This is a genomic window from Xanthomonas melonis, from assembly GCF_020783655.1.
Taxonomy (GTDB): domain Bacteria; phylum Pseudomonadota; class Gammaproteobacteria; order Xanthomonadales; family Xanthomonadaceae; genus Xanthomonas; species Xanthomonas melonis.
In genome coordinates this window covers 148,399-161,018 of sequence record NZ_JAJGQH010000010.1, presented here as the reverse complement: position 1 = coordinate 161,018, position 12,620 = coordinate 148,399, and the positions used below count along the sequence as shown (strand labels likewise).

Sequence of the window (12,620 nt, the reverse complement as noted above, 5' to 3'; positions counted from 1 at the left end):
GAACGCCCCGGACAACCGGGGCGTTTGCGTGTGTCGCAATACCACTCGCCGCTACAGCGCGTCGATGTCACCGAGCGCGTTGATCAAACGCCGTGCGCGCTTGTCGGGCTTGCCTTCCGGCGCCCGGTAACCGGTGCGTTCGGCGGCACGCTGCAGTCGCCATTGCGCGCGCGCCTCGCGCGAGGGCTCGCCTTCCACATACAGCGCCTGCGCTACCGGCGCCGGGCCGCGCACTTCGCTGAGTGCGGCCACCGTGATCTCGAAGATTTCGCCGCCACGATCGATGCGCAGGTGCTCGCCGCAGCGCACGCTGCGCGAGGGCTTGGGGCGCTGGCCGCCCACGTTCACCTTGCCGGTGTCCACCGCGTTCTTGGCCAGGCTACGGGTCTTGAAGAAGCGCGCGGCCCAGAGCCACACATCCAGCCTGACCGTCTTGCCCTGTTCCAGCTCCGGGTTCATGCGACTTGCCGCCTCGATCTATCAGGTAACCGATGTTTGGGCAGCCACCGGGAACTCAAGCTGGGCAGTAAGCGTTGTAGTCGGCGTCGATTGCCAGGCCGATGGCCAGCGCAGCCCCCATCCGCCCTGCGGGCACCTTCCCCCGCAAGCGGGGGAAGGAAGCGGCGCGCACGTAGAATGCCGGTGAACAGCCACACGCCACCCGAGCAATCGCCTGCCAGCACTACCCTTCTCCCGCCCGCGGGAGAAGGTGGCGCGCAGCGCCGGACGAGGGGCTTGTCTACCCGCACGCAACGTCAACCGAGCAAGCCCTCGCCTGCACCGCCCTTCTCCCGCCCACGGGAGAAGGTGGCGCGCAGCGCCGGATGAGGGGCTTGTCTACCCGCACGCAACGTCAACCGAGCAAGCCCTCGCCTGCACCGCCCTTCTCCCGCCTGCAGGAGAAGGTGGCGCGCAGCGCCGGATGAGGGGCTTGTCTGCCCGCACGCAACGTCAACCGAGCAAGCCCTTGCTTATACCGCCCTTCTCCCGCCCGCGGGAGAAGGTGGCGCGCAGCGCCGGATGAGGGTGCGCCTTCCCGCAGCGCAAACCGGATGGCACTGCGTCGGATCTCAGCCGGCAGTGCTAATGTGCGCAGCTCCTGCGCGACGACACCGAGCGATGCCCAAATCCGCCATCCTGACCGAGGGTCCGATCGGCAGGAACCTGTTCTTGTTCGCACTGCCCATCCTGGCAGGCAACATCGCTCAATCGCTCAATGGTTCGATCAACGCGATCTGGGTGGGCCGGTACCTCGGCGAAGCGGCGCTCACTGCAGCTGCCAACGCCAACAGCATCATGTTCTTTCTGACCGGCTCTGTGTTCGGCATCGGCATGGCGGCCACCATCCTGATCGGCCAGGCCATGGGCGCACGCGACTCCGTGCAGGCACGCAAGGTCATGGGCACCAGTGCGAGCTTCTTCGGCGGGCTCTCGGCCGCGATCGCCCTCCTGGGCTGGTATCTGTCACCGCACCTGCTCGCTGCGATGGGCACGCCTGCTGCATCGCAGGCCCTGGCCGAGGACTATCTGCGGGTGATCTTTCTGGCGATGCCCACGCTGTATCTGTTCGCGTTCTTTTCGGCGGCCTTGCGCGGCACCGGCGATGCGCGCACGCCGTTCCGCTTTCTGCTGCTGTCGGTGGTGCTGGACGTCGTGTTCAACCCGCTGCTGCTGTTCGGCATCGGGCCGTTTCCGGCGCTGGGCATTGCCGGTTCGGCCTGGGCCACACTGATCGCGCAGGTCGCCGCACTGGCAGGGCTGTTGCTGTATCTGCGCCAGAAACGCCACGTTCTGTGGTTGGGGCGGCGCGACATGCGGCTGTTTCGCATCGACACCGCCATCCTGCGCGCGCTGATCGTCAAAGGCGTGCCGATGGGCTTGCAGATGGTGATGATCTCGCTGGCGATGATCGCCATGCTGTCGTTGGTCAACGGATTCGGCACCGCCACTTCCGCGGCATTCGGTGCGGGATTGCAACTGTGGAACTACGTGCAGATGCCGGCAATGGCGGTGGGCGCAGCCTGTTCGTCGATGGCGGCCCAGAACGTGGGCGCCGGCCTGTGGCCGCGCGTGGATGCCGTCGCACGCACCGGCATCGCCGCCAACTTCCTGATGACGGGCCTGCTGATCGTGCTGCTGATCGTGTTCGACCGCTGGACCCTGGCGTTGTTCCTGCCCGAAGGCAGCGCCACGCTGGAGATCGCACGGCACCTCAACCACATCGCGATCTGGTCGTTCCTGCTGTTCGGGGTGAGTTTCGTGGTGTCGGGCGTGGTGCGCGCCACCGGCGCGGTGATTCCGCCGCTGTTGATCCTGGGATTTTCGCTGTGGGGCGTGCGTGTGCCACTGGCCAATGTCCTGCTCCCACACCTGGGCGCGGACGCGGTGTGGTGGAGCTTTCCGATCAGTTCGGCATGCTCGATGCTGCTGTCGTTGGCGTACTACCGCTGGGGCGGCTGGCGCAAGGCCCGCATGCTGTCCACGGCCACGCCGCCACCCGAACTGGCTGCCGCTGCCGAGGTGCCCGCACATCCCGCCTCGCCGGTCGCCGATACCGCGCCGATCGCAGACGTTCCGCAGCCCCGCCAGCGCTGACATCGGCTGGCACCAGGCGGCACGCTGCCACACCGGCCGACCCCATGAGCATCGCCTACGCACGACCGGCGAATCCCCAATCCCCAATCCCCAATCCCGATTCCCACAACGCAGACGGCCGCCCGAAGGCGGCCGTCTGACAGTGGCGGGTTCGTCGACCCGCCAGTGTGGCTTACTCGGCCTTGGCAGCAGCCTGGCGAGCGGCCTTGGCCTGTGCAGCAGCGGCCAGATCTTCCTTGATGCGGGCAGCCTTGCCTTCCAGACCGCGCAGGTAGTACAGCTTGCCGGCGCGGACCTTGCCGCGGCGCTTCACTTCGACCGAATCGATGATGGCGCTGTGGGTCTGGAACACGCGCTCGACGCCGAAGCCGTGCGAGATCTTGCGCACGGTGAAGGAGGAGTTCAGGCCGGCATTCTTGGTACCGATTACCACGCCCTCATAGGCCTGCACGCGCTCGCGGTTGCCTTCCTTCACCTTGACGTTCACCACAACGGTGTCGCCCTGGTTGAATTCCGGCAGCTTGCGCTGGATCTGGGCGGCTTCGAAGTCAGCCAGGATGGTCTTGTTGAGTTTGCTCATGGTGGGCACCGCGTGTCTGGTGATATTGGACCGGCAGTCGCCGCACGGCGATTGCTCGAGGTTCGTAGGAGGGCCAGACGCAAGGCTGGCCAGCAAGCCGCATATTGTACCCCAATCGAATCTGCAAGAGCTAGGGGTGTGCCCTTATTCTCCGTCGTTCCGGGCGAGTTCGCGGCGAAACTCGTCCAACAAACGACGGTCGTTCTTGTCCAACCCGGCCTCGTCCAGCAGATCCGGGCGACGCAACCAGGTCCGGCCCAACGACTGCTGCCGGCGCCAGCGGGCGATGGCGCCGTGGTTGCCGGACCGCAGCACCTCCGGCACATCGCCCCACGCGTGCGTGGCTGGATGGCTGTAGTGCGGACAATCGAGCAGACCCTGCGGCCCCTCGAAACTGTCTTGCGCGGCGGACTCGACGTCGTTCAGCACGCCATCCTGCAGCCGCGTCACCACATCGACAAGGACAGCAGCGCCCAACTCGCCTCCGGACAACACGTAGTCGCCGATGGAGATCTCCATGTCGACGGCCCGGCTCAAGAACCGCTCGTCCACGCCTTCGTAGCGACCACACAGCAACAGCATGCGCGGCAGCTGCGCCAGCTCGCGTGCCAGCGACTGCGTGAGCGGCCGCCCCTGCGGGCTGAGATAGATCACCGGCGCCGGACGTGCGTCGGCGGCTTGCGCTGCATCCAGGCAGGCGCGCAATGGCTCGATCAGCATCACCATGCCGGGTCCACCGCCGAACGGCCGGTCGTCCACGCGGCGGTAGTTGCCCTGCGCATGATCGCGTGGATTCCAGCCGTGCAGTTCCAGCAGCCCACGCTCCTGCGCCCGCCCGACCACGCCGAACGCCGCGCATTGCGCGATGAACTCCGGGAACAGACTGATGACGTCGATGCGCACTGGCAGGGATTCGGGAATCGGGAATGGGTAAGGCAAGAGCGAAGCGGGTGGCTTCGATCAGAAATCCGGGTCCCAGTCGACCACGATCAGATCGGCCTCGAAATCCACCGACTTGACGAAATCCGGCAATACGAACGGAATCATCCGCTCGCGATCGCCGCGCACCACCACCACGTCGTTGGACCCGGTGGAAAACAGATGCGACACCGTACCCAGCTTGACCCCTTCCACGGTTTCGACCCGCAGGCCTTCCAGATCCACCCAGTAGTACTCGTCGGGCTTGGGCGGCGGCAGCGCGCTGCGCGCCACGAAGATCTCGGTGCCGTGCATGGCTTCGACCGTGTCGCGATCGGTGACCTCGGGAAACACCGCGATCAGATTCTTGCCCTGATCGCGTCCGCGGACCCCGCTGACCACCGACTCCTGGCCCGCCGGCGAGCGCACGATCCACGGCTGGTACCGGAAGATCGCGTTGCGCGGTTCGGTCCAGGACTCGAGCTTGAGCTCGCCCTTGACACCAAAAGCGCCGACAATCCTGCCCAGCAGGATGCGGCGCTCGGTCGGCTTCATCCGGGTCGACTCCGGGCCGGGCGCAAGGCCCGGCCCCCAGGATCAGGCCGCAGCGGCCTGGGACTTGGAGACTTCGCGGTACAGGTTGCGGACCTTGTCGGTCAGCTGCGCACCATTGCCGACCCAATGGTCGACACGCGCGATATCGAGCACGACGCGCGGCTCTGCGCCCTGCGCAACCGGGTTGTAATAACCCACGCGCTCGATGTTGCGGCCGTCGCGCGCGCTGCGCACGTCGGTCACGATGATGTGGTAGAACGGACGCTTCTTGGCGCCGCCGCGGGTCAGTCGAATCTTGACCATGGTGTCGTTTTCCTGAGTTGCCCAGTCGCCAGAATGGCGCGGTAAGCCGGCGAGTATAGCGGGCTGCGCCGACGAAGCCAAGCCACCATACCCGGTCTCGCGGGCTCCTCAGATCGGCTGCCAGACCTGGGTCTGCAGCGCCCGCGCCAGCAACGGCAGTTGTGCCGCGGCCGGTGTCCAGCGTGCCGGCCCCAGCGCCACGATGGCCTGCTGCCCGCGCGCATTGCAGGCGAAGGCGCCCTCGAACCGCTCCAGCTCGCTCGACTCCACCGCACGACTGACCTGCGCCACGCCCAGCGCATCCAGACCCGCCCGCAGCAGTTGCTGCCGGGTGCCCAGCAGGGCCGGCCCCTGCGGCCAGACGAGCGTGCCGCGCTCCCACAGGCCCAGATTCCAGAACGCCCCCTCCAGCACCCTTCCCTGCCGATCCCGCAGCAGCACATCGTCGTGACCGGCCTGCAGCGCCAGCCGGCGCAGATCCAATAGCGGGAAGGTGCCGACATGCTTGAGTTCCGGCCGTTCGCGCACATAGTCCACGACCTGCACGCGCAGCCCGGCCTCGGGCATGTCGGCCGGCGGCGACAGGGCGACCAGCACCGCCAGCGCGACCTCGCGCAAGGGATCGCGGAAATCGTAATCGGGCGCGAACACGGTGATGCGCAGGCTGGCATCGGCAGTGGCCGATGCCGCCAGCGCGGCGCGCAATTGCGCCCTCACCTGCTGCGGTTCGAGCGCCTGGCCGAACAGCGCGCGGCTGCCTTCCTGCAGCCGCTGCAGATGCAGATCCAGCCCCAGCGCGGCGCCATTGCGCACCTGCAGCGTGGTGAAGTGGCCGTAGTTGACCAGCGCCGCGGCAGCGAGCTGCTGCGCGCTGGCCGGTACGCCATTGCAGAACATCAGCGCCATGCCTGCGCCTGCGCCTGCGCCTGCGCCCACCACTGCGTGACGACATCCGCGGCCGGCCGGGCGGGTGCCAGCCAGGCCGATTGGCCCGCCCAGGCCTGCATCGCCGCCAGCCGATCATCGCTGGCGGCGGCCTGGCGCATCGGCGCGGTCAGGCCGCGCTGCACCGGGTACGGCGCCGGCGGCGGCGCACCGGCAGCGGCAGCGGCCTGGACATAGGGCGTTGCCAGCGCACGACCCAGCCGGCCGGAAAATGCGCGGGTGGGCCAGGTGTGCTCGGGCTCGGACTGTGCCAGCGCCTGGGCCCAGGCACTGGGCACGCCGGCTTCGGGCGTACGCAGCAGGCCGGTGCCGATCTGCACCGCGCTGGCCCCCAGGGTCAGCGCCGCTGCGATGCCTCGCGCGTCGGCAATCCCACCGGCGGCGATGACCGGGATGTCCAGGTGATCGACCAGGCGCGGCAACAGCGCGAACAGGCCGGTCATCTGACGCTCGGCCTGGCCGGCCTCGAATGCGCCACGATGGCCGCCGGCCTCCGCCCCCTGGGCGACCACCGCATCGGCACCGGCGTCCTGTGCCGCGCGCGCCTCCTGCAAGGTGGTGGCGCAGGCGAACCAGGCGATGCCGGCCGCCTTCAGGCGTGCCACCTGATCGGGGTCGAACACGCCCATGATCGAGGACGCCACCGCCGGACGCGCGGCGAGCAAGGCGTCGAACTGCGCATCGAAGTCGGCCGGCGCCGCGTCGCCTGCCGACGCGGGCACCGCCGGCCCCCACTGCGCGAGAAATCCACGCAAGCGCGCCTCTGCCGCTGCATCGCGCGCAGGCGCCGGATCGGGAATCCACAGATTGACCTGTGCCGGGCCCGTGCTCGCCGCACGGAAGCCGGCCATCCACGTCGCGATGTCCTGCGGCTGCGACAATACCGCGCCCATCGCTCCCATGCCCCCGGCATTGGCGACCGCCGCCGACAGCGCCACCGGGCAGGCCCCCGCCATGGGGCTGAGCAGGATCGGCAGGCGCAGGCCGAAGCGCTGCTGGAAGGCATCCACGTTCGAAGATCTGCTCATCACCACCATCGACAGCGACCGGATGGCGCATGGTACTGCGCTGCTCGACGGCGATGCGCACGCGTGCGCCAGCGCGTACTGCCGAAGACGTGTGCACAAGATCGGCGCGCCAGGATCGGCAGCGATGGCCGGTCCTGGTCAGCTGCGGGACTTTGCCCCCCAGAAAGGACTGCCTCTGGTCAGCTCGTAGCGCCCGACCGACATTGCCTTGAGCGTCGCCGCCCGAGCCGATCGGCAGCGGGCCGGCGCTGACCATGCGCGCCCGCGAGAATCGGCACGGCGCGCAGTGGCCAGACCCACTCAGCGGAACGGCATGCCGCCGCGGCCACCCATGGCGCCCATCATGCCCTTCATGTTGCGCATCAGGCCCTTCATGCCGCCGCCGGCCAGCTTGCCCATCATCTTTTCCATCTGCTGGTACTGCTTCATCAGCTTGTTGACGTCGGCCGGCTGCATGCCCGAGCCACGTGCGATACGGGCGCGACGCGAGCCGTTGAGCAAGGCCGGGTTGCGGCGCTCCTTCTTGGTCATCGAATTGATGATGGCGATCATGCGCGGCACTTCCTTGCCGGTGACCTGTTGCTTGACGTTGTCCGGGATCTGGCCCATGCCCGGCAGCTTGTCCATCAGCCCATGGATGCCGCCCATGTTCTGCATCTGCTCGAGCTGTTCCTTCATGTCGTTGAGGTCGAACTTCTTGCCCTTGGCGACCTTGGCGGCCAGCTTGGCGGCCTTTTCCTGGTCGACGCTGTGCTCGACCTGCTCCACCAGCGACAGCACGTCGCCCATGTCCAGGATGCGGCTGGCAACGCGGTCGGGGTGGAACACGTCCAGGCCGTCGGTCTTCTCGCCGGTACCGACGAACTTGATCGGCTTGCCGGTGATGTAGCGCACGCTCAGCGCCGCGCCGCCGCGAGCGTCGCCGTCGGTCTTGGTCAGTACCACGCCGGTCAGTGGCAGCGCCTCGCCGAAGGCCTTGGCGGTATTGGCCGCATCCTGGCCGGTCATGGCATCGACCACGAACAGGGTTTCGGTGGGGTTGACCGCGGCGTGCAGCGCCTTGATCTCCTCCATCATCGCCTGATCGATCGCCAGGCGGCCGGCGGTATCGACCAGCAGCACATCCACGAACGACTTGCGCGCATCGCTGATGGCCGCGCGCACGATGTCCACCGGCTTCTGCGAGGCGTCGGAGGCGAAGAACAGCACGCCGACTTGCTCGGCCAGGGTCTTGAGCTGCTCGATCGCGGCCGGGCGATAGACGTCGGCCGAGACCACCATGACCTTCTTCTTGCGCTTTTCCTTCAGGTGCTTGGCGAGCTTGCCCACCGTGGTGGTCTTGCCGGCGCCCTGCAGACCGGCCATCAGCACGATGGCCGGTGCCGGCACGTTGAGATTGAGGTCGCTGGCGGCCGCACCCATCACCGCAGTGAGCTCGTCGCGCACCACCTTGATCAGCGCCTGGCCCGGGGTCAGCGACTTGAGGACTTCCTGGCCCACGGCGCGCACCTTGATGCGCTCGATCAGCGCCTGCACCACCGGCAGCGCAACGTCGGCCTCCAGCAGCGCGATGCGCACTTCGCGGGTGGCTTCGCGGATGTTCTCCTCGGTCAGGCGACCGCGGCCGCGCAGGCGCTCCATGGTGCCGGAGAGACGTTGGGTAAGGGACTCGAACATGCGCAAGGGACCGCGTGAGGGGAAACGGGCGTCGATTATAGCGGCACCGGCCAAGCCCCCGTCCCAGCCGACCGGCTGGCGACCGACTCGGTTTCCACGTCACCTTCGCCCCTGCGAATCCCGAATCCCGAATCCCAGCCCCCATATGCGAAACTTCCACGATGACAATCGTTCTCATCGCGTTCGCTCTGTATCTGCTGGCTGCGGCCCTGCTCACCCGGGCGGTCCTGCGCGATGGCAACCAGACCCCGGCTGGCTGGCTGGCGCCGGCGCTCGCAGCGGTGGCGTTGCACGCCGGCTATCACGTGCTGGTGGCCGTGCGCACCGCTGGCGGCCCGGACATGCACTTCTTCGCCGCACTGTCGCTCACCGGGCTGGGCATGGCCGGGCTGACCGCAGTGTTCGGTGGCCGTGGGCGCATGGCGGCGGTGGGCGTGGTGGTGTTTCCGCTGTCGGCGATCCTGCTGGCCTGTTATCACGGCTACGGACACGAACCCAGCGCAGACCTGGGCTGGCGGCTGGAGCTGCACGCCTGGATGGCCCTGCTGGCCTACGCCACGCTGGGCATCGCCGCGCTGCTGGCGATCATGTTGTGGCTGCAGGAACGGGCGCTGCGGCGACGCGACTTCCACCCCTGGCTGCGTGCGCTACCGCCGCTGACCGAGCTGGAGACGCTGCTGTTCCGCACGATCACGGTCGGCTTCGTGTTGCTGAGCCTGACCCTGCTGACCGGCCTGCTGTTCGTGCAGGACTTCCTGGCGCAGCGCCTGCTGCACAAGACCGTGCTCAGCATCCTGTCGTGGATCGCGTTCGGCGCACTGCTGGTCGGCCGCTGGCGCAACGGTTGGCGCGGCACCAAGGCGGTGCACTGGACGCTGACCGCGATGGCGCTGCTGGTGCTGTCGTTCTTCGGCAGCAAGTTCGTGATCGAACTGGTGCTGGGGCCGCGCTGAGCACGCGCATGCCGCTGCGCTGGAGCGCCTGCGGGCTTCAGCGCTCCAGCGCGGCGCTGACCGCATCCCAGGGCAGATCCGGGCCGGGGCAGGCGAAACGGTAGGCGATGCGACGGCGGTAGACCTCGCCCGGGCGCAGGATGGTCGACGGGAAATGCGGGTGGTTGGGCGCATCCGGATAGTCCTGCGGTTCCAGGCAGATGCCGCGGCCCAGCCCGGGATGATGCGCGTCCAGATGCTGGCCTTCGTAGAGCTGTACTGCCGGCGCATCGCTGTCGATGCGCATGGCCACGCCACTGTGCGGCGAATACAGCTCGGCCACGCACGGCGCGCCATCGGCCAGGACCAGGCACTGGTCGTAGCCCTTGCCGAGCACGATCTGCGGATGCGCCGGGTCGATCCGCCCGGCCAGCGCGGCAGCGGTGCGGAAGTCGAACGGCGTGCCGGCCACCGATGCGATCTCGCCGGTCGGGATCGATTCGGCGTCCACCGGCAGGTAGCGATCCGCCGGCACCCGCAGCACTTGCGACGCGGCGGGCCGCTGCGGGTCGCCGGACAGATTGAAGTACGGGTGGTGGGTCAGGTTCAGCGGCGTGGCGGCATCGCACCACGCCTCGAACTCCAGCAGCAGGCTGTGGCCGTGGAGCGCCAGCCGTGCCCGCACCTGCAGAGTGCCGGGGTAGCCCTCTTCGCCATCGGGCGAATCGTAGCCGAGCACCACCTGGTCGGGCGCCTGCTCCAGCAGCGTCCACACGCGCCGTCCGAAACCGCGCAAGCCGCCATGCAGCTGATTGCGCCCTTCGTTGGCCGCCAGCGTGTGGGTGACGCCATCCAGCGTATAGCGCGCACCGGCGATGCGATTGCCGAAGCGGCCCACCAGGATATTGAGGCTGTCGCCATCGGCGGCGTAGGCGGGCAGATCCGGCAGGTTCAGCACCAGCGGCACCACGCCCCGTGCAGTGGTCAGGCGCAGCGCATGCAGGATCCCGCCATAGGTCAGCACCTCTGCCTCCAACCCTGCATCGCTGCGCAAGCGCAACGCATGAACCTCGGTCCCGTCTGGCAACTGCCCGAACACTCGCTGCATGGATGACCCCACCGCTCCTGGAAGCACGCGAGCATAGCGGCCTCGCATACACGCCGACCATGCCCGGGCGCACATCCCGGCGCCTTGCAGCGATGCGCCAGCCGCGCCTCGGCACGGCAAGCGCTAGCAGGTATGCGGTGGCACCCTCACGCGCGGCCGGAGGCGCCCAGGCAGTCAGCGTGTTCGAACCTGCTGCGCACCACCGCCGGACCGGACCTGGGCGCACACGGAATTTCCCGCACTGCATCCGCACTCGGCGGCGCGCGCTTCTCCCGCGGTGTCTCCACGCACAGGCCTGCGGCGGTCAGGACTGCTGCCGCGCAGCATGCGGTGGTCGAGGTTTGCGACCGACGTCATATCAATGATTGATTATTCCGTAATGCACAACACGAAACAGCAAGGCGCCCAATAATTGCTTTGACACTGAACGACAAGCTGCGCAGCGTCGCTGGTCCACGGGGTCTCATCCCGCGCCTGGAGAAGCACGCATGAACGTCTTACGCAGTGTGGCTGTGCAGCTGGCGGTAGTGCTGGGCGCGGTATCGATGCCGCAGGCAAACGGCCAGGCCCTGGTATGGGAAGAGAATTTCAACGGGCCGTCCATCGATGGCAACAAGTGGACCTACGATGTGGGTAATGGCTGCCAGATCGGCTTGTGCGGCTGGGGCAATGGCGAAATGCAGTACTACACCAGCCGCCCGGAGAACGCGCGCATCGTCAATGGCCGGCTGGTGATCGAAGCACGCCGCGAGGCATTCCAGGGCATGCCATTCACCTCGGCACGGCTCAAGACCGAAGGCCGCATGCATTTCAAATACGGCACCCTGGAGGCACGTATCAAGACGCCGGTGGTCGGCAATGGATTATGGCCGGCGTACTGGATGCTGGGCACCATCGGCGTGTGGCCGGGCCGGGGCGAAATCGATCTGATGGAAGCCGGCATGGCCGCGGCAATCGCCAATGGCACCGCCAATCGCCGCATCGGTGCGGCCGTGCACTGGGACTACAACGGGTCGCAGGCCGATTACGACACCAGCTACACGCACCCGGTGAATCTGCACGATGACTTCCATGTGTACCGCTTGACCTGGGACCCGCAGTTCCTGCGCGTGTCGATCGACGGACAGCAGTACTTCGAATTTGCGATCTCCAATATCGAAGGCGCCTCGCTGCACGAATTCCATCAGCAGCATTATCTGCTGCTCAATCTCGCCGTGGGCGGCACCTATACCGGCGTGACCTCAGCGGCGGCAGTCACCGCGCCGCTGCCCGGCAGGATGGAGATCGACTACATCCGCCTGTATCAGAATCCCGGATCGCAGCTGTACGTGGGCACGCAACACACGGTCCCTGCGGGACGGTTCGGCGTGTTCACCGAGCAACCCGATACCAGCGCGCGGCTGACCTTCGGGCAGGATGCCGAACTGTATCTGTGGAACAACCTCACCCCGATCGCGCAGGCGCCGTTCGAGGGGCGCAGCGTGATGGCCTATCGCGCCAACGCAGGTAGCTGGTTCGGGCTGGGCGTTCAAAGCGACTACCGCAATCTGGCCGCCTATGCGGGCGGTGCGCTCAAGCTGCATCTGAAGACCACCACCCCGTCCACCTTCAAGATCGGCATCAACACCAGTTTCGGCGACAGCTGGGTGGATTTCGTGGCTGGCGGCAATCAGTACGGGCTGGTGCGCGACGGTGCCTGGCACGAGGTGAACATTCCGTTCAGCGCGTTCTACGACCTGGACCTGCAGGCGGTGAAACAACCCTTCATGCTGGTGGCCGACCCGCCGGCAGCGCCGGTGGAGATCGCCATCGACAAGGTGTATTACCAGAGCCGCTGATGCTGGCGGCGCAGGTGCTGTCCGCGCGTTTCGACGCATGGATGAAGGTGGCGATAAGTACTGGCTGCAACGCTGGCCCGAACTGGGTGATGCCCACGCCACGGCCAGCCGATGCACCGTCACAGCCCGGGCCGCAGCCGG

General features: G+C 67.4%; 12 protein-coding genes. 3 read left to right on the top strand and 9 right to left on the bottom strand.

Translation table 11 applies throughout. The annotated features are described in order from the left end of the window. Window positions 1–51 precede the first annotated feature (51 nt). On the bottom strand, window positions 52–459 hold the full coding sequence (locus tag LL964_RS11900) for an RNA-binding S4 domain-containing protein (RefSeq protein ID WP_104584239.1): 408 nt from the start codon (window positions 457–459) through the stop codon (window positions 52–54). A gap of 660 nt (window positions 460–1,119) precedes the next feature. Between LL964_RS11900 and LL964_RS11895 the strand changes: the two genes are divergently transcribed. Then, the gene (locus LL964_RS11895; RefSeq protein WP_104584241.1) at window positions 1,120–2,595 is read left to right on the top strand and encodes an MATE family efflux transporter; all 1,476 of its coding nucleotides are present in this window, start codon (window positions 1,120–1,122) and stop codon (window positions 2,593–2,595) included. A 172-nt stretch (window positions 2,596–2,767) separates the two neighbouring features. Here the strand turns inward: LL964_RS11895 and rplS are convergent, their stop codons facing one another. The 7 genes from rplS to ffh form a co-directional block, all read right to left on the bottom strand. Further along, on the bottom strand, window positions 2,768–3,175 hold the full coding sequence (gene rplS, locus LL964_RS11890; RefSeq protein WP_003484215.1) for a 50S ribosomal protein L19: 408 nt from the start codon (window positions 3,173–3,175) through the stop codon (window positions 2,768–2,770). Between the two features lie 144 nt (window positions 3,176–3,319). Continuing rightward, window positions 3,320–4,078, bottom strand: a complete 759-nt coding sequence (gene trmD / locus LL964_RS11885; protein WP_104584243.1) for a tRNA (guanosine(37)-N1)-methyltransferase TrmD — start codon at window positions 4,076–4,078, stop codon at window positions 3,320–3,322. Window positions 4,079–4,135: 57 nt separating this feature from the next. Further along, window positions 4,136–4,648: a ribosome maturation factor RimM gene (gene rimM, locus LL964_RS11880; RefSeq protein ID WP_104584245.1), complete on the bottom strand. Its 513-nt coding sequence runs from the start codon at window positions 4,646–4,648 to the stop codon at window positions 4,136–4,138. 42 nt (window positions 4,649–4,690) lie between these two features. Then, window positions 4,691–4,951 (bottom strand): 30S ribosomal protein S16, encoded by a 261-nt coding sequence (rpsP, locus tag LL964_RS11875; protein ID WP_104584247.1) that lies wholly within the window; start codon window positions 4,949–4,951, stop codon window positions 4,691–4,693. A 108-nt stretch (window positions 4,952–5,059) separates the two neighbouring features. Beyond that, window positions 5,060–5,857, bottom strand: coding sequence for an aminotransferase class IV (locus LL964_RS11870; RefSeq protein ID WP_104585502.1), 798 nt, complete (start codon window positions 5,855–5,857; stop codon window positions 5,060–5,062). Next, entirely contained in the window at window positions 5,848–6,924 is a 1,077-nt protein-coding gene (locus LL964_RS11865) for an NAD(P)H-dependent flavin oxidoreductase (RefSeq protein ID WP_104585503.1), read from the bottom strand. The genes LL964_RS11870 and LL964_RS11865 overlap by 10 nt, the downstream gene beginning before the upstream one ends. Window positions 6,925–7,224: 300 nt before the next feature. Continuing rightward, window positions 7,225–8,601, bottom strand: a complete 1,377-nt coding sequence (gene ffh / locus LL964_RS11860; RefSeq protein ID WP_104584249.1) for a signal recognition particle protein — start codon at window positions 8,599–8,601, stop codon at window positions 7,225–7,227. A gap of 161 nt (window positions 8,602–8,762) precedes the next feature. Between ffh and LL964_RS11855 the strand changes: the two genes are divergently transcribed. Further along, window positions 8,763–9,554, top strand: coding sequence for a cytochrome C assembly family protein (locus LL964_RS11855; RefSeq protein WP_104584251.1), 792 nt, complete (start codon window positions 8,763–8,765; stop codon window positions 9,552–9,554). A gap of 37 nt (window positions 9,555–9,591) precedes the next feature. Here LL964_RS11855 and LL964_RS11850 read toward each other — a convergent pair whose 3' ends face one another. Further along, the gene (locus LL964_RS11850; RefSeq protein WP_104584253.1) at window positions 9,592–10,641 is read right to left on the bottom strand and encodes an aldose epimerase family protein; all 1,050 of its coding nucleotides are present in this window, start codon (window positions 10,639–10,641) and stop codon (window positions 9,592–9,594) included. A gap of 488 nt (window positions 10,642–11,129) precedes the next feature. Here LL964_RS11850 and LL964_RS11845 point away from each other — a divergent pair, with 488 nt between their 5' ends. Continuing rightward, entirely contained in the window at window positions 11,130–12,479 is a 1,350-nt protein-coding gene (locus LL964_RS11845; protein WP_104584255.1) for a glycoside hydrolase family 16 protein, read from the top strand. Window positions 12,480–12,620: the final 141 nt, after the last annotated feature.